The organism is Streptomyces sp. PH10-H1 (assembly GCF_030063355.1).
GTDB lineage: Bacteria > Actinomycetota > Actinomycetes > Streptomycetales > Streptomycetaceae > Actinacidiphila.
On the sequence record NZ_JASISZ010000052.1, the window covers coordinates 13628 to 28219 of the forward strand.

At 70.6% G+C, this 14592-nt stretch carries 21 protein-coding genes; 6 read left to right on the forward strand and 15 right to left on the reverse strand.

The genetic code is table 11. The features are described 5' to 3' along the window. Positions 1 to 6 precede the first annotated feature (6 nt). Complete coding sequence (locus QMK24_RS27120; protein ID WP_283469411.1) at positions 7 to 630, reverse strand: RsiG family protein; 624 nt, start codon at positions 628 to 630, stop codon at positions 7 to 9. A 198-nt stretch (positions 631 to 828) separates the two neighbouring features. On the opposite strand from QMK24_RS27120, the gene dtd reads away from it, so the two are divergent. Next, positions 829 to 1272: a D-aminoacyl-tRNA deacylase gene (gene dtd / locus QMK24_RS27125; RefSeq protein WP_283469412.1), complete on the forward strand. Its 444-nt coding sequence runs from the start codon at positions 829 to 831 to the stop codon at positions 1270 to 1272. Between the two features lie 53 nt (positions 1273 to 1325). On the opposite strand, the gene ygfZ is transcribed toward dtd, so the two are convergent. From ygfZ to QMK24_RS27155, 6 genes are all read right to left on the reverse strand, one after another. Next, positions 1326 to 2294, reverse strand: a complete 969-nt coding sequence (gene ygfZ, locus QMK24_RS27130) for a CAF17-like 4Fe-4S cluster assembly/insertion protein YgfZ (RefSeq protein WP_283469459.1) — start codon at positions 2292 to 2294, stop codon at positions 1326 to 1328. A gap of 19 nt (positions 2295 to 2313) precedes the next feature. Next, the gene (locus QMK24_RS27135) at positions 2314 to 2760 is read right to left on the reverse strand and encodes a Fur family transcriptional regulator (RefSeq protein ID WP_283469413.1); all 447 of its coding nucleotides are present in this window, start codon (positions 2758 to 2760) and stop codon (positions 2314 to 2316) included. Between the two features lie 22 nt (positions 2761 to 2782). Continuing rightward, on the reverse strand, positions 2783 to 3346 hold the full coding sequence (locus QMK24_RS27140; RefSeq protein ID WP_283469414.1) for a heme-binding beta-barrel domain-containing protein: 564 nt from the start codon (positions 3344 to 3346) through the stop codon (positions 2783 to 2785). 280 nt (positions 3347 to 3626) lie between these two features. Then, positions 3627 to 4001, reverse strand: coding sequence for a hypothetical protein (locus QMK24_RS27145; protein WP_283469415.1), 375 nt, complete (start codon positions 3999 to 4001; stop codon positions 3627 to 3629). A 65-nt stretch (positions 4002 to 4066) separates the two neighbouring features. Beyond that, the gene (locus tag QMK24_RS27150; protein ID WP_283469416.1) at positions 4067 to 4264 is read right to left on the reverse strand and encodes a hypothetical protein; all 198 of its coding nucleotides are present in this window, start codon (positions 4262 to 4264) and stop codon (positions 4067 to 4069) included. Positions 4265 to 4301: 37 nt separating this feature from the next. After that, entirely contained in the window at positions 4302 to 5030 is a 729-nt protein-coding gene (locus QMK24_RS27155) for a hypothetical protein (RefSeq protein ID WP_283469417.1), read from the reverse strand. A gap of 162 nt (positions 5031 to 5192) precedes the next feature. On the opposite strand from QMK24_RS27155, the gene QMK24_RS27160 reads away from it, so the two are divergent. Beyond that, positions 5193 to 5555, forward strand: a complete 363-nt coding sequence (locus QMK24_RS27160; RefSeq protein ID WP_283469418.1) for a DsrE family protein — start codon at positions 5193 to 5195, stop codon at positions 5553 to 5555. A 47-nt stretch (positions 5556 to 5602) separates the two neighbouring features. On the opposite strand, the gene QMK24_RS27165 is transcribed toward QMK24_RS27160, so the two are convergent. From QMK24_RS27165 to QMK24_RS27195, 8 genes are all read right to left on the reverse strand, one after another. Beyond that, positions 5603 to 5917 (reverse strand): DUF3099 domain-containing protein, encoded by a 315-nt coding sequence (locus QMK24_RS27165; protein WP_283469419.1) that lies wholly within the window; start codon positions 5915 to 5917, stop codon positions 5603 to 5605. A 124-nt stretch (positions 5918 to 6041) separates the two neighbouring features. Beyond that, complete coding sequence (locus QMK24_RS27170) at positions 6042 to 6332, reverse strand: DUF1416 domain-containing protein (RefSeq protein ID WP_283469420.1); 291 nt, start codon at positions 6330 to 6332, stop codon at positions 6042 to 6044. Positions 6333 to 6367: 35 nt separating this feature from the next. Further along, positions 6368 to 7207, reverse strand: a complete 840-nt coding sequence (locus QMK24_RS27175; RefSeq protein ID WP_283469421.1) for a sulfurtransferase — start codon at positions 7205 to 7207, stop codon at positions 6368 to 6370. A gap of 135 nt (positions 7208 to 7342) precedes the next feature. Then, positions 7343 to 7423, reverse strand: a complete 81-nt coding sequence (locus QMK24_RS41930; RefSeq protein WP_358789501.1) for an Ms5788A family Cys-rich leader peptide — start codon at positions 7421 to 7423, stop codon at positions 7343 to 7345. A 160-nt stretch (positions 7424 to 7583) separates the two neighbouring features. Then, a complete protein-coding gene (locus QMK24_RS27180) occupies positions 7584 to 8294 on the reverse strand; it encodes an LmeA family phospholipid-binding protein (protein WP_283469422.1) in 711 nt (236 codons plus the stop codon). A gap of 160 nt (positions 8295 to 8454) precedes the next feature. Next, the gene (locus QMK24_RS27185) at positions 8455 to 9768 is read right to left on the reverse strand and encodes a hypothetical protein (RefSeq protein WP_283469423.1); all 1314 of its coding nucleotides are present in this window, start codon (positions 9766 to 9768) and stop codon (positions 8455 to 8457) included. Between the two features lies 1 nt (position 9769). Further along, on the reverse strand, positions 9770 to 10063 hold the full coding sequence (locus QMK24_RS27190; protein WP_283469424.1) for a MoaD/ThiS family protein: 294 nt from the start codon (positions 10061 to 10063) through the stop codon (positions 9770 to 9772). 78 nt (positions 10064 to 10141) lie between these two features. Further along, complete coding sequence (locus QMK24_RS27195) at positions 10142 to 11002, reverse strand: alpha/beta hydrolase (protein ID WP_283469425.1); 861 nt, start codon at positions 11000 to 11002, stop codon at positions 10142 to 10144. A gap of 180 nt (positions 11003 to 11182) precedes the next feature. Between QMK24_RS27195 and QMK24_RS27200 the strand changes: the two genes are divergently transcribed. The 4 genes from QMK24_RS27200 (at position 11183) to QMK24_RS27215 (ending at position 14586) form a co-directional block, all read left to right on the forward strand. Further along, a complete protein-coding gene (locus tag QMK24_RS27200) occupies positions 11183 to 11962 on the forward strand; it encodes a response regulator transcription factor (RefSeq protein ID WP_283469426.1) in 780 nt (259 codons plus the stop codon). Positions 11963 to 11994: 32 nt separating this feature from the next. Next, the gene (locus tag QMK24_RS27205; protein WP_283469427.1) at positions 11995 to 13017 is read left to right on the forward strand and encodes a LacI family DNA-binding transcriptional regulator; all 1023 of its coding nucleotides are present in this window, start codon (positions 11995 to 11997) and stop codon (positions 13015 to 13017) included. Positions 13018 to 13192: 175 nt separating this feature from the next. Continuing rightward, positions 13193 to 14260, forward strand: a complete 1068-nt coding sequence (locus QMK24_RS27210) for a S1C family serine protease (protein ID WP_283469428.1) — start codon at positions 13193 to 13195, stop codon at positions 14258 to 14260. A 62-nt stretch (positions 14261 to 14322) separates the two neighbouring features. Further along, on the forward strand, positions 14323 to 14586 hold the full coding sequence (locus QMK24_RS27215) for a hypothetical protein (protein WP_283469429.1): 264 nt from the start codon (positions 14323 to 14325) through the stop codon (positions 14584 to 14586). Positions 14587 to 14592: the final 6 nt, after the last annotated feature.

Consider the following 14592-nt stretch of genomic DNA (forward strand, 5'->3'; position numbering starts at 1 on the left):
TGGCGGTCAGCCCTCGGCGAGAAGGTCGTCGACGCTCGCTTCCCCCTCACGGTACCTGCGGGTGATCTCCGCGCTGCATCCGTCGACGGTCCGCTGCAGGGTCTGCCGGCGACGGGAGACCTGCTGCTCATGGCGGACGAGGCGCCCCATCCCCGCATGCAGGTCCTGGTCCGTTCGGGCATCGAGGTCGGAGAGCTCGACCTCGGCGAGCATCTCCTCCGCGAGCCGGCTGACCCGCTCGGTGAGCGGGGTGCCGAGCGTGACGTGCCGCGCGGAGGAGCGGTGCTGGGACGGGGCGTCGGTCAGGATCTCCGGCAGCCGGTCCAGCAGCGGCGCGTCCGGCGCCGTGCGCCGCCTGAGCTCCGCCCGCAGGATGTCGATCCGGCCGTGCAGCAGCCGCCGCAGATACGAGAGATCGGCCTCCTCCTGCTGCGCGTCGCGCCGAAGGGTGCGCAGCGTGCCGAGGCCCAGCGCTCCCAGTTCCGGCTCCGGCGTGTCCACGGCGAGCGGACTGCGCGGGCCAGGGGGTCGCGGCCCCAGTGCGTCGGCCTTCAGCACGTGATGGCCCTTCTCGATGGGCGCGGTCGGTGCGGTGGTACCGGATGTCTCTCCAGTGCCGGATGTCGTCATGCCTGTCGTCCCCTCGTCGCGGCCGGAGCCGCCCAGGTTCCGATGCTCCCACTGCCCGCGGACACCCCGCAGCGACTCTGCACCCGAACGGCCCCGACGGCGGGCGTGCCCGGCGCCCAACCGGGCGTACGACCTGCGGTCGCGTGCGCCCCCTCACCCGTGCGAGTGGTGTTGGCACATGCACGGGACAATGGCCGGATGCGAGCGGTTGCCCAGCGGGTCAGTGAAGCGAGTGTCGTGGTCGACGGAGAAACGGTCGGGTCGATCACCGGACCCGGATTGTGCGTTCTGGTGGGGGTGACCCACGACGACACCCCGGAGAAGGCGGCGCTGCTGGCCCGCAAATTGTGGAGCCTGCGAGTGTTCAAGGACAAGCACAGCCTGGCGGACGAGAAGTCCTGCTCTGATGTCGGCGGCCCGCTGCTCGTCATCAGCCAGTTCACGCTTTACGGTGACGCCCGTAAGGGGCGCCGCCCCACCTGGAACGCCGCCGCGCCCGGCGATGTCGCCGAGCCGCTGGTCGACGAGGTGGTGGCACAGCTGCGCGCCCTGGGCGCGGACGTGGAAACGGGCCGGTTCGGCGCGGACATGAAGGTCTCGCTGACGAACGACGGCCCGTTCACCCTGGTCATCGACATCTGACCGCTCACCGTTTCTACGGCGCTACGGCGCTACGGCGCTACGGCTCTACGGCTCTACGGCGCGACGACGATCTCCTGCGACGCGACCGTCGTGTCGGCCAGCAGCGTCACAGCCGCATCGGTGTTGCGCTTCACCAGGGCCAGCGCGATCGGGCCCAGTTCCCAGTGCCGGGCGGAGGACGTGACGAAGCCGATCTGGCGGCCCTCCGCACCCTCGGAGGCGAGCCGGACGGGAGCGCCGTGCGGCGGGAGCTTCACCTCGCTGCCGTCCAGGTGCAGAAAGACCAGCCGGCGCGGCGGGCGGCCGAGGTTGTACACCCGCGCGACGGTCTCCTGGCCGCGGTAGCAGCCCTTCTGCAGATGGACGGCGGTCTCCAGCCAGCCCAGCTCGTGCGGAATGGTGCGGTGGTCGGTCTCCAGGCCCAGCCGCGGCCGGTGCGCCTCGATCCGCAGCGCCTCCAGCGACAGCGACCCGATCGGCCGGCCGGCACCGGCCGCGAAGGACTCCAGCTCGGCGCGCGGCACGAAGACGTCCCGGCCGTAGGAGGTCTCCCGGACGGCCCAGCCTTCCGGGACGGCCGTGATGGCGCCCGCGGGGAGATAGACGACCGCGTACTGGTCCGACGCGTCGGCCGCCTCGACCTTGTAGAAGAACTTCATGCTCTCCAGGTACGCGAGCAGCGCGCCCTGGGTGCCCGGCTCCACGTGGATCCAGGTCGTCGTGCCGTCGTCCACCAGGTAGAGCGCGTGCTCGATGTGGCCGTGTGCGGTGAGGACCAGCGCCTCGGTGGCCTGGCCGGCCGGGAGCTGCTCGACGTGCTGCGTGATCAGCAGGTGCAGCCAGGCGAGGCGGTCTTCGCCGCTGACGGTGATGACACCGCGGTGCGACAGATCCACGAAGCCCGTCCCGCCGGCGAGCGCCCGCTGTTCACGGAACAGATCGCCGTAGTGCCCGGCGACACCCTCGTCCGGCCCTTCGGCGGGAACGGCTCCGGGAAGGGACAGCAACGGGCTCTTCAGCATGGCGGTCATGGCGATAAGCCTACGACCCGGCGGCGGAAGCCTTTGCAGCCTTGGCGCCGCAGGCGGCGCAGCGGCCGAAGATCGCGAAGTGTTTCATGTCCGTCTCGAAGCCGAAGGCTTCGCGCAGCCCTTGGGTGAGCGGCGCGGCCAGCGCCACCTCCGCCTCCGTGACGGAGCCGCAGTCCCGGCACACCAGGTGCATATGGTGGTGCCGGTCCGCGAGGTGGTACGTCGGAGCGCCGTGTCCGAGGTGGGCGTGGCTGACCAGGCCGAGCTCCTCCAGCAGCTCCAGCGTCCGGTAGACGGTGGAGATGTTGATCCCGGAAGCGGTCCTGTGCACCTCGGTGAGCAGCTCGTCGGGGGTCGCGTGCTCCAGCGCGTCCACGGCCTCCAGGACAAGCTGGCGCTGCGGCGTGAGCCGGTAGCCGCGCTGCCGCAGATCGCTCTTCCAGTCGGTGGTCACCACAGCCCCCAGTGTAGGGCGGGTTCTATTTGAAGAACGCGATGCCGTCGTCGGGGAGGTCCTTGAGGTCCTTCGCCCACTCGCGCGGGTCGACGACCTTCTTCAGGTGCGCGGACAGGTACGGACGCAGCGGGACGGCCGGGGTGGCCTTCTCGCCGACCCACATCAGGTCGCTGTTGACGTAGCCGTAGAGCCGCTTGCCGCCGGAGTACTCCGGGGATCCGGGCAGCCGCGCGACGGCGTCGGTGACCAGGTCGATCTGCGGCTTCTGGTCGGCCAGCTCGCCGGTCCAGATCTCGACGACGCCCTCGTCACGGGTGAGGGTGACATCGACCTTGCGGTCCTTGCCGATCCGCCAGAAGCCGCTCTCGCTCTCCAGCGGGCGCAGCTTCTTGCCCTCGGCGTCCAGCACCCAGGTGTGCGAGGTGTACTCCAGGAAGGGACGGCCGTCGTGGCTGAACGTCACCTCCTGCCCGAAGTTGCACTTCTCGGCGCCGGGAAAGTCGTACACGCCCGCGCCCTCCCACCTGCCGAGGAGGAAGACGAGAGGGACGACGTCCGGATGAAGGTCGGACGGGATCTCGATCATGGTGTGGTGCCCTGTTCCGTTGTCCGTGCGGCCGAGGTCAGCGCTGGCCCTGGTACAGCTTCAACACCGCGAAGACGGAGAACGCGGCGACGCCGAGGCAGACCAGGACGAGCAAGGCGTCGAAGATGTACTCAATACGCACGAGTGTGCTCCTCGGGCAGGCAGCGGTAACGGACCGGGGACGAGTCTAGTCGGCGGCCACGGGGACGGCGCCGTGAGGTGCGTCCCTGTGGCCGGTCGGCTCCCGGCAGGTTGGGCCGCTTGAGCCGTTTCAGCCGTTTCAGCCGAGGAGCTGGGCCTGGAGCGTGATCGTCTGCCGGAACGGCACGACCGGCGTCGTGCCCTTGTGGGACAGGACGACGAGTCCGAGGGTGTCGCCCGAGCCGATGTACGCGTAGCGCAGCTGGGTCGCTCCGCTCGAACCCGTCTCGGCGAAGGGGAACATCACGGCGATGCCCGGGCGATCGGGAGTGGAGGAATCATCGCCTTGGAAGCAGGGAGCTTCCGCCAGATTCGCGGACATCGCGTCGCCGCGGTAGCTCTCGGCGAACGACCGGGTCGAGAACTGGAGCAGATAGATCTCGGCGCGCGTGCCGTCCGGCATGGTCCAGGCGCGGGCCGCGATGTGGCGCAGCCCTTCCTGGGTGAGGACCATTCTCTGCTGCTCCCGGTGCCTTTCGCCGAACACCTTCCGAAAGGCGTCGGTGGCCAGCCAGCCCTTCACACCGGGGAGCGCCGGGTCCCGCCGAGAACGGCCGCGACGGCGATCAGCAGCGTGGTGCGGCCACGGCGGCGTGGCTTGCGCTCCGCCTGCGGCTCCGGCTCGACCGGCGTCGAACCGGCCGGTGGCGCGAACGGCGGTTCCGGCGGTGGCTCGGGAGCGGGCGCAGGGGTGTCCTCGGACGTGGTGATCTCCACGTGAGTGGTGCGAGAAAAAGGAAGGAAGAGGGCGGGCTCAGCGGCCGGTCTTGAGGCGCTGGTACTGCGCGTCCAGCAGGCCCTGCAACAGCTTCTGATCCGGCATCCTGCCGCCCGTCACGGTGATGGTGATGTGCACATCGCCCTGGTACGAGATGGCCAGCAGGGTGTCCGCGCTCTCGTCCGAGCCGGACTTGAGGTGGTAGGCGCAGGCCGGATAGCCGCCCGGCAGCGAGAGCTTGTCGCCCTCGTAGTAATGGGTGTCGTAGTACTGCGCGGCCGAGGCGGGATCGGCGAAGCGGCTGAGTTTGAAGCTGACCTCGGCGCCGCCTCCGGCGGTGAGATACGTGCGGTAGGCGCCGGACTTGAAGCCGTAGGTGGTCAGCGCGCGCTGGGCGGCCGCATCGTCGGCGGAACCGCTCGCGAGGTCGGCCGCGGTGAGCGGGCTGCCCGCCTCGTCACCGTAGATCTCGGCGTCCCTGGGCGGCGTCAGCAGGAAGAATCGCAGGTCACCGGTGTGCACGCCGTTGCTGACCTGCCCCTTGACGGTCGAGGTGGCGGTCGGCTCTGCGGGGGACGCACTTACGGCCATCGACGGGACGGAACTCACGGTCGCGGTCACGGGCGGGGACGACGACGTGGCTGCCGAATCGGCGTGGCCCGACGATGATCCGAGCGTCACCACGGCCCCGGCGGTCACCCCGAGGAGCGCGAGTACCCCGACGGATGCCGCGATGACGGCGCCTCGACGGCGTACAGGTTCCACAGGAAGCCCCCCCGGGCACAAACTCATCACTCGCACGCGTGTCGCGTTGTGAGCGGAACCGCATTATGTCGAGCCGACACGTCGTCTCCACAATTCTTTAACCGTGAGATGCGACACAGATGGGACCAATGGTGCCGATGGGACTACCGCTAGCCTGGGCCCATGGCGAAGAAGCTCGTGATCAAGGTGACAGCGGGCGCGGACGCGCCCGAGCGCTGCTCGCAGGCGTTCACGGTGGCGGCGGTCGCGGTGGCCAGCGGCGTGGAGGTCTCGCTCTGGCTCACCGGGGAGTCCGCGTGGTTCGCGCTCCCCGGTCGCGCGGCGGAGTTCGAACTCCCGCACGCCGCGCCGCTGCCGGATCTGATCGAGGGGATCCTCGCGGGCGGCGGCATCACGCTGTGCACGCAATGCGCGGCCCGCCGCGACATCAGCGAGAAGGACGTCATCGAAGGCGTACGGATCGCGGGCGCGCAGGTCTTCGTGCAGGAGATTATGCCGGACGGCGTCCAGGCCCTCGTGTACTGAACAGCCACGTACACCGGGCGAACGGGCAACCGGGCGAACGAGTGGCGCTACGGCTGCTGCCCGTCCCCGTCGTCCGGCCGCTTCCCGGCCACCTTCGCCTTGGCAGCCTCCTCGTCCCGGATCCAGGAGTCGTCCTTCGGCTCGTCCTCGAGCCAGCTGTCCGCGGGGTCGTCCCAGAAGTCGCCCGGCTCGCGCCGGTTTCCCACGATGGCGGCGAACGGTGGGATGACCATCGCGACCACGCACATCGCGACGGCCGCCGGCACCGACCAAAGGCGCACCACGGCCCACGCCAGGACGAACAGCAGGATGCAGCTGCCCATCATGGCGAAATACCAGTGGCGGCGCTGTCGCGCGTACATGAATCAACGGTACGCCCGGGAGGTACGTCCGGACAGCGCGGAGGGCCGCACCCAGAGCGTCCAACCCGGGGGTGCGGCCCTCCGGCCGTTCTATTACTGCGACCGCATCACACGTACCGCGACGTCAGACGGCGATGGCCACGTCGGCCGCCGCGCCCTTCTGGGCCACGACCGTACGGTCCACCGTCGCGCCCGGGACGAGGGCGCGCAGCGTCCAGGTGCCGGGGGCGGCGAAGAAGCGGAACTGTCCGGTCGCCGAGGTCGGGACCTCCGCGGTGAATTCGCCGCCGCCGTCGAGCAGACGGACATAGCCGCTGATCGGCTCGCCGTCGCGGGTCACCGAACCCTGAATGATCGTCTCGCTCGCCACGTCAACTCCTGCCAAGTCCGGGCCGCCGGCCTTTGCTCCACACATGTCTGATCCTTTGAGGGGTGGTCTGGAAACCGGACTCAGCTATTGGCGCCGAGTTCGATCGGGACGCCGACGAGGGAGCCGTACTCGGTCCATGAGCCGTCGTAGTTCTTGACGTTGGCCTGGCCGAGCAGCTCGTGCAGCACGAACCAGGTGAGCGCGGAGCGCTCACCGATGCGGCAGTACGCGATGGTGTCCTTCGCCAGGTCGACGTTCTCGTCCTGGTAGAGCTTGGTCAGCTCGTCGTCGGACTTGAAGGTGCCGTCGTCGTTGGCGTTCTTCGACCACGGGATGTTGCGGGCGCTCGGGATGTGGCCCGGGCGCTGCGACTGCTCCTGCGGGAGGTGGGCCGGGGCGAGCAGCTTGCCCGAGAACTCGTCGGGCGAGCGGACGTCGACCAGGTTCAGGGTGCCGATCGCGGCGACGGCGTCGTCACGGTACGCACGGATCGAGGTGTCCTGCTCCTTGGCCTGGTACGCGGTTGCGGCCCGTTCGGGGACCTCTACGACCAGATCGCGGGAGTCGAGCTCCCACTTCTTGCGGCCGCCGTCGAGCAGCTTGACGCTGTCGTGGCCGTAGAGCTTGAAGTACCAGTACGCGTAGGAGGCGAACCAGTTGTTGTTGCCGCCGTAGAGGACGACGGTGTCGTCGTTGGCGATGCCCTTGGCCGAGAGCAGGTCCTCGAAGCCGGCCTGGTCGACGAAGTCGCGGCGGACCGGGTCCTGAAGGTCGGACTTCCAGTCGATGCGGACGGCGTTACGGATGTGGTTCTTCTCGTAGGCCGAGGTGTCCTCGTCGACCTCCACGATTACTACCTTGGGGTCGTCGATGTGGTCCTGGACCCAATCGGCGTCCACGAGGACGTCACTGCGGCTCATTTTGTTCTCCTCCGGGGCAGTACGGATGCGCCGATACGCGGCGCGACATTGCGCAGAATGCGAGAGAAAAGCCGGGGAGGCAGGCATACACGAACGGCCGTCGGGCCTGCTTCGGTACGTAGAAGGCTGCCGCCCCTATGGCATGCGACAGAGACTGGCGGCGACGCGGCACAGGTCGACTGCCCGCCGCTTCGTGAGATCCGCCTGTCGCTTCATGACCCCGATCGTAGGGAAACCTCCCCGAAAGTGTCACCAGGGTGTCATATAGCGAGACAAGATTGTCCGCATAGTGGGACGCGCACGCCACCAGGCCTTACGCGGCGGGCCCGGGGGCCGGTTTCCCGGCCGATCTGCCTGAGGTGCGGACTCTGCCGTCTCAGCCCGCGAGAATGACGTGCGTTCCGGACGCCGCCACCGTGATGCCGCCCGGGGTCGTCGCGACCGACTGCAAGGTGATGCCGCTGGGCAGCCCCACCAGCTTCCGGGTGAAGTCGATCTTCTCGCGGATCAGCTTGTCGAGACCGGGGATGCTGTCCGCCCCCGGAATCGCGTCGGCGTGCAGCCGCACCGTGTTGCCGCCCTCGACGCTGACCTCGCTGACCACGCTGCGCTTCACGGTGCCGATGATCTGCAGCGAGACGCTCGCGGTCACCTTCACCTTGCCCTTGCCGTCCTTGCCCTCGCCCCCGTACGAGACGGTCACTCCCGGAGGCGCGGCCGCCGACAGGTCCGCGTAGGTGATGAGCGCCGAACCGTCCGCCGTGTCGGCCACCGCCCGGCGGTAGCTGTCCGAGAGCCGCACGCCGTGCAGGTCGGCCGTGAAGCTCTCGATGCGCAGCCGCTCGCCGCCGCCCTGGGCCTGGATGTCGTGGGCGGTGATCTTGACGTCGTCGAGCTTGTCCGAGGCGACCTGCGTCAGGAACGGGAAGCCCTTGATCGACACATCCGGCTTCGAGCTCAGCCCCTGCGTCTGCTGCGCGCGCTCGGCCGCCTTGTTCTCGGCCACCGACACCGCGATGCGGTCGGCGGCCACGAACAGCCCGCCGAGGACGACGAGGACGATCAGGAGTATCCGTGCGGCGCGCATTGCTCTCCCCCGGTTCAGGTTTGATCGACCGACCCTAACCCGGCCGCCCTCGACGGCCGGGCGGGCCGCCGTCGTTTGTCGAGAGGTTGTGACAGCGGCGCACCCGGCGAGGGAGCTGGTGTCCCCCGTCAACTCCGTTACCCGGTCGTCCGGTTCCCGGCTACCCCGTGAGCACCCGGCCCAGCACGTAGACGGCGGGGGCCGCCGCCGTCAGGGGAAGCGCGACACCCGCGGTGAAGTGGACGAAGCGCGACGGGAAGTCGTAGCTGGCGACGCGCAGTCCGATGAGGGCGCAGGCGCCGGCGGCCAGGCCGAGGAGAGCGCCCTGGGTGCCGAGGTCGGTCATCCGGCCGGTGACGATGCCGCTGCCGGTGGCGGCGAGCACGGCCACCGCGACGGAGACGGCACCGGGCAGCGGGAGGGCGCGGGCGAGCGTCGCGACGGCGACCGCGACCGCGCCGACCACCACCGGATCGCTGCCGCCCGGCGTCCAGGCGACCGCGAGGAAGCCGGTGGCCAGGACGGTCATGAGCGTCGAGGCGGAGGTGGCCGTCAGTGAGGACAGCCGCTCGTCCGGGGTCCCGTGGTGGCGCATCTGCAGCACGAGGACCAGCAGCAGCCAGGCCCCGAGCGTTCCGATGACCGCGGCGGGCACGTTCTCGCCGCCCGTCGCGAGCAGCGCGACATCCGCCGTGACGCCGGCCAGGAAGGCCAGCACGATGCCCTGCCGGGCCGGCCACATGCCGTTCAGCCGGAACCAGCCGGCGGCGGTGACCGCCTGCAGGACCGCCACGAAGAGCGCGAGCCCCGGACGCCCGGTGACGGCGCCGCCCGCGATCAGCAGGGCGAGTACGGCGGTCAGCGCGGCCGGCTGCATCCCGGGCGCGATGATCGGCGATCCGGTACGCGGCCCGGCGGGCGCCGCGGCCCGGCCCCGCGCGGCACGCCGGCCACCGGTGCGCGGCGGGACGGGCGGGCTCTCCGGGGCCGCCGGCGCCGGAGCGGGCTGGGACGGGAAGTCGTCGATGAGCGGCAGTACGGCGGTGTGGTCGCCGCCCTCACCGGCAGGGTCGTACTGCGGGTACTGCCCGAGCTGGTCGTACGGGGCCGGCTGACCGCTGTACTGACCCGCGTGCCGGCCGCCGTGCGGCTGTGGTGCGGGAACGGCATGGCCGGGCGCGGCATGGGCGGGAGCGGCGTAGCCGCCGTACTGCTGGCCCTGCTGGCCCTGCTGGCCCTGCTGGCCCTGCTGGCCCTGCTGGCCCTGCTGCTGGTGCCCGGCCTGCCGGCCGCCGGGCGCCTGGTCCGGCCACATCGGCTCGGCCGGGGGCATCGGCCCGGGGTGCGCCTGCGGCTGCTGCTGCTGCTGACCGCCCGCGTACGGGTCATACGCGTTCTGATTCGGGTTCTGATTCTGGTTCTGGTTCTGGTTGTGGCTCTGGTTCTGATTCTGGTCCCAGTCGGAGGAGGTCATGTCACCCTCCCGCGAACGGCGGGAGTACCTCGACGGTGCCGCCGTCGCCCAGGGCGATCGCCGCGTGGTCCCGGGTGCCGACGGGGTCGCCGTCGACCAGGAACGAGCACCGCAGCAGCACGCGTGCGAACTCCGGCTGCCGCGCGTGCAGTTCGCGCGCCGCGGCGAGCGCCTCGGCCAGCGTGGCGGCGCGGTAGGGCTCCTCCGCCGTGCCGGCCGCGGCCTTGGCCGCCGCCCAGTAGCGGATCGTGCCGGTGCCTGGGGCGGGCTTCTCCGGAATGTCGCTTGCCGCCATGGCGGCTCCTTGTCCTCGGGTCTTCGGTACAACCGCCGTCCATGATGACACCCGCCCGGGAGCCCGGACGTGAGCCGGTCAGACCGTGGCGAGCCAGCCCCCGACGCGGCGCAGCAGAGCGTCGTCGGCCGCGTTCTCCGCGTGGCCGAATCCGGGCTCGATCCACAGCTCGGCGCCGGCTCCGGCCGCGCCCGCCAGCGACCGGGGGTGGTCGAGCGGAAAGTACGCGTCCTGGTCGCCGTGCACGATCAGCAGCGGCGTCGGGGCGATCAGCGCGGCGGACTCGACCGGGGACAGCGGAACCGGGTCCCACTCGTGCGGGTGAATCCGCGTTCCGAGTCCGTAGCGCGAGACGAGCCGCCCGGCCGGCCGGGTGACCACCCAGTGCAGCCGCCGCATCGGGGCCGTCCCCCGGTAGTACCAGCGTGCGGGGGCGCTCACCGACGCGACCGCGTCCACCTGCGCTCCGGCGCGCCCCCCGGCCGCCGTTCCGGGTCGCGCCGCGTGCCGGAGTACGACGGAGCCGCCCATCGAGAAGCCCACCGTGACCACCCTGCGGTACCCCAGCCGTCGCGCCCACCCCACGGCCGCGTCGAGATCGAGGACCTCCAGGTCGCCGACGGTCGAGCGGCCGCCGGAGCCGCCGTGCCCCCGGAAGGAGAAGGTGATCACGCCCGCGAACCCGGCGAACACCTCCGCCGCCCGGCGGATCGCGGGCCGCTCCAGGGCGCCCGTGAAGCCGTGGGCGACGACGATGGCGCAGCCCGTGCCCGTAGCGCTCCCGGAACCGCTCCAGGAACCGGAAATTCCGCCGTCCGACGGCCGGTGTTCGGCCTCGATTCGTACGCCGTCCTCGGTCAACAGAACCGCACGCCGGCCACCCGAAGTGATCGACGAAACACACAAAGGCCCGTTCAGGGACTCACCGAGGCTCTTCATGTGGGCTATTCTCCAGGGGAAGAGGATCCGGGCAGCGTCGCCCCCGGGTCCTTTCGTGCTTTCTGAGCCACCGCTTCACCAGGTACGTCCTCGCAGGGACCGAGGAGGGTTCGCAATGGGCAAGCAGAGTGTCAAGAAGAGTGTGGAACGGCAGTACCGGACGACCGACGGGAGCGGCCGGTGAGCTCACTCCTGCTCCTGACGAACGCCCTCCAGCCGTCCACCGAAGTACTACCGGCGCTCGGGCTGCTGCTCCACAGCGTCCGCGTGGCACCGGCCGAGGGGCCGGCCCTGGTGGACACTCCGGGCGCCGACGTCATCCTGATCGACGGCCGGCGTGACCTGCCACAGGTCCGTTCGCTGTGCCAGCTGCTCCGCTCCACCGGCCCCGGCTGTCCGCTGGTGCTGGTCGTCACCGAGGGCGGCCTGGCCGCCGTCACCGCCGACTGGGGCATCGACGACGTACTGCTCGACACGGCGGGCCCGGCCGAGGTCGAGGCACGGCTGCGGCTCGCGATGGGCCGCCAGCAGATCGGCATGGACGACAGCCCGATGGAGATCCGCAACGGCGACCTGTCGGTCGACGAGGCGACGTACAGCGCGAAGCTCAAGGGCCGGGTCCTGGATCTGACCTTCAAGGAGTTCGAGCTGATCAAGTACCTCGCCCAGCACCCTGGCCGGGTCTTCACCCGCGCCCAGCTGCTGCAGGAGGTCTGGGGCTACGACTACTTCGGCGGCACCCGCACCGTGGACGTTCACGTACGGCGGCTGCGCGCGAAGCTCGGCCCCGAGCACGAGTCCCTGATCGGCACCGTCCGGAATGTCGGTTACCGCTTCGTCACCCCCGAGAAGGTCGAGCGGGCCGCTGAGGAAGCCGCCAAGCAGCAGGAACTGGCCCAGGCGCAAGCGCAGGCGCAGGCTCAGGCCCGGGCCCGTGCGGACGCCGACCGATCCGCATAACGGCTGGGGTGGACCCGCGTAGACTTCGGCCCGTGGCAAAGGTGACGCGTGACGATGTGGCCAGGTTGGCGGGTACCTCCACCGCCGTCGTCAGCTATGTCATCAACAACGGACCCCGGCCGGTCGCCCCGGCCACCCGCGAGCGGGTGCAGGCGGCCATCGCGCAGCTCGGCTATCGCCCGGACCGTGTGGCCCAGGCGATGGCGAGCCGTCGCACGGACCTCATAGGCCTGATCGTCCCCGATGCCCGTCAGCCGTTCTTCGGCGAGATGGCGCACGCGGTCGAGCAGGCAGCGTCGGACCGCGGAAAGATGGTCCTCGTCGGCAATTCCGACTACCTGGACGACCGCGAGATCCACTACCTCCGGGCGTTCCTGGGGATGCGGGTCTCCGGACTGATCCTGATCAGCCAGGGCCCGAGCGCCAACGCCGCCGCCGAGATAGAGGCGTGGGACGCAAGGATCGTCCTGCTGCACGAGCGTCCCGAGGCGATCGACGAGTACGCGGTCGTCACGGACGACATCGGCGGAGCGCAGCTCGCCACCCGCCATCTGCTGGAACACGGCCATGAGTACGTGGCCTGCCTGGGCGGCACCGAGAAGACCCCGGTCCTGGGTGACCCCGTCACCGACCACGTCGAAGGCTGGCGGCGGGCCATGCGGGAGTCCGGCCGCTCCACCGAGGGCCGGCTCTTTCAGGCCCCCTACAACCGCTACGACGCGTACAAGGTCGGCCTCGAACTGCTCGCGGGCCCCGACCGGCCGCCCGCCATCTTCTGCGCCACCGACGACCAGGCGATCGGCGTGCTGCGCGCGGCACGCGAGCTGCGGATCGACGTACCGGGCGGGCTGGCCGTCGCCGGCTTCGACGATGTGAAGGAAGCGGCGCTCACCGACCCGCCGCTCACGACCGTCGCCTCGGACCGCGAGGCGATGGCCCGCGCCGCGGTGGACCTCGTCCTGGACGATTCGCTGCGCGTCAACCACGGCCGGCGCGACCGGCTGCGGCAGTTCCCGTCCCGGCTGGTCGTCCGGGCATCCTGCGGCTGCCAGTAGGCCCGCCGGCAGGCCCTTCGGGCCCCGGGCTGCGAGCAGCGCCCCCTACCGTAGGCCCCGCTAAAGGCCCGCCGTCGCTTCGGCCGCTGGCCTTTATATCGGGCATACCTACTTCTGTCGGGCTTCTCAGCAGACGCTCAGAGAGCTCTCATGTTGTCGCCGCAAAGTCAGTGACATGACCGATCACACGCAGCGCAACAGCGACTACGACCCGAACGCGGCCTACCCGCCCCCGCCGGCGTACGAGCCGGAGCAACCCGTGACCAACCCCTCCGGGGCCATGCTCCCGCCGCCGCCCCCCGGCTCGGAGCCCTCACCCGGCCCCGCCCCCATCCCGGCCCCCAGCCCGGTCCCCGCACCCCGGCGCAAGGTACGCAAGCCGATCGCCCTGCTCGCCGCGGTCGCCATCACCTCAGGCGTCGTAGGCGGTGGGACGGTGGCGCTGATCGGCAACACGACCTCGCACTCCTCCGTCAGCGCCGCTCCCAACGCCGTCAACGCCAGCTCGAGCAAGACGGGAGTGGCCGGCGTCGCCTCCGCCGTCAGCCCGAGCATCGTCGAGATCGGCGCGACCTCGAACTCCGGCCGGTCCACCGGCGCCGGCGTGATCATCACCAGCAACGGCGAGATCATCACCAACAACCACGTCGTCTCCGGTGCCAGCAGCATCAAGGTCGCCTACAGCGACGGCAGGACGGGCACCGCCAAGGTCGTCGGCACCGACCCGAAGAAGGACCTCGCTCTCATCAAGGTCGACAACGCCAGCGGCCTCACCGCCGCCAAGCTCGGCAACTCCGACAACCTCGCCGTCGGCGACCAGGTCGTGGCGATCGGCTCGCCCGAGGGCCTGACCGGCACCGTCACCAGCGGCATCGTCTCCGCGCTGAACCGCGACGTGACCGTCTCCACCGGCCAGGGTCAGGGGCAGGGGCAGGGCAGGAGCGGCGGCTCCGACCAGTGGCCGTTCCAGTTCGGCGGCAACCAGTACAACGGTGACACCGGCAACTCCACCACCACCTACAAGGCCATCCAGACCGACGCGTCCCTCAACCCCGGCAACTCCGGCGGCGCGCTGATCAACATGAACGGCGAGATCATCGGCATCAACTCCGCGATGTACTCGGCCGCTTCCTCCGGCTCGTCCGGCAGCAACGCCGGCAGCGTCGGACTCGGTTTCTCCATCCCGGTCAACACCGTCAAGGCCGACCTCGACTCGCTCCGCAACGGCGGCTCCGGCAACTGACCCGCGGCGCGCACAGCAGTGTGAAACCAGTGTGAGAGCAGCTCCGAACCAGGAGGCATCCCATGACCAGCAACGCCATCACCGTCAACGTCAACCGGGCCCGGCACGCGCTCGCCGCCGCAGTCTCCTGGCGAGCGGGCGGCACCGCGGCGGACGCCGACGTCCGCACCGGTCCCGCCGACCTCGACCTGCCGCTCGCCATGATGATGGCGCCCGTCGCCCCGGCCGCACCGCGCACCCCCCGCGCCGCCGAGTTCGCCACCCCGGCCCCGGCCCCCGGCCGACGCGGCAACGCACGCCACCGCCCCGCCGCCGTGCGAGGCTGATAACCG

Bases quoted from the DNA above. Each gene is read 5' to 3' on its own strand.
- QMK24_RS27120 (WP_283469411.1), bottom strand. From the start codon at position 630: ATGACGACATCCGGCACTGGAGAGACATCCGGTACCACCGCACCGACC.
- dtd (WP_283469412.1), top strand. From the start codon at position 829: ATGCGAGCGGTTGCCCAGCGGGTCAGTGAAGCGAGTGTCGTGGTCGAC.
- ygfZ (WP_283469459.1), bottom strand. From the start codon at position 2,294: ATGCTGAAGAGCCCGTTGCTGTCCCTTCCCGGAGCCGTTCCCGCCGAA.
- QMK24_RS27140 (WP_283469414.1), bottom strand. From the start codon at position 3,346: ATGATCGAGATCCCGTCCGACCTTCATCCGGACGTCGTCCCTCTCGTC.
- QMK24_RS27145 (WP_283469415.1), bottom strand. From the start codon at position 4,001: ATGGTCCTCACCCAGGAAGGGCTGCGCCACATCGCGGCCCGCGCCTGG.
- QMK24_RS27160 (WP_283469418.1), top strand. From the start codon at position 5,193: ATGGCGAAGAAGCTCGTGATCAAGGTGACAGCGGGCGCGGACGCGCCC.
- QMK24_RS27165 (WP_283469419.1), bottom strand. From the start codon at position 5,917: ATGTACGCGCGACAGCGCCGCCACTGGTATTTCGCCATGATGGGCAGC.
- QMK24_RS27170 (WP_283469420.1), bottom strand. From the start codon at position 6,332: ATGTGTGGAGCAAAGGCCGGCGGCCCGGACTTGGCAGGAGTTGACGTG.
- QMK24_RS27175 (WP_283469421.1), bottom strand. From the start codon at position 7,207: ATGAGCCGCAGTGACGTCCTCGTGGACGCCGATTGGGTCCAGGACCAC.
- QMK24_RS41930 (WP_358789501.1), bottom strand. From the start codon at position 7,423: ATGAAGCGACAGGCGGATCTCACGAAGCGGCGGGCAGTCGACCTGTGC.
- QMK24_RS27180 (WP_283469422.1), bottom strand. From the start codon at position 8,294: ATGCGCGCCGCACGGATACTCCTGATCGTCCTCGTCGTCCTCGGCGGG.
- QMK24_RS27185 (WP_283469423.1), bottom strand. From the start codon at position 9,768: ATGACCTCCTCCGACTGGGACCAGAATCAGAACCAGAGCCACAACCAG.
- QMK24_RS27190 (WP_283469424.1), bottom strand. From the start codon at position 10,063: ATGGCGGCAAGCGACATTCCGGAGAAGCCCGCCCCAGGCACCGGCACG.
- QMK24_RS27195 (WP_283469425.1), bottom strand. From the start codon at position 11,002: ATGAAGAGCCTCGGTGAGTCCCTGAACGGGCCTTTGTGTGTTTCGTCG.
- QMK24_RS27210 (WP_283469428.1), top strand. From the start codon at position 13,193: ATGACCGATCACACGCAGCGCAACAGCGACTACGACCCGAACGCGGCC.
- QMK24_RS27215 (WP_283469429.1), top strand. From the start codon at position 14,323: ATGACCAGCAACGCCATCACCGTCAACGTCAACCGGGCCCGGCACGCG.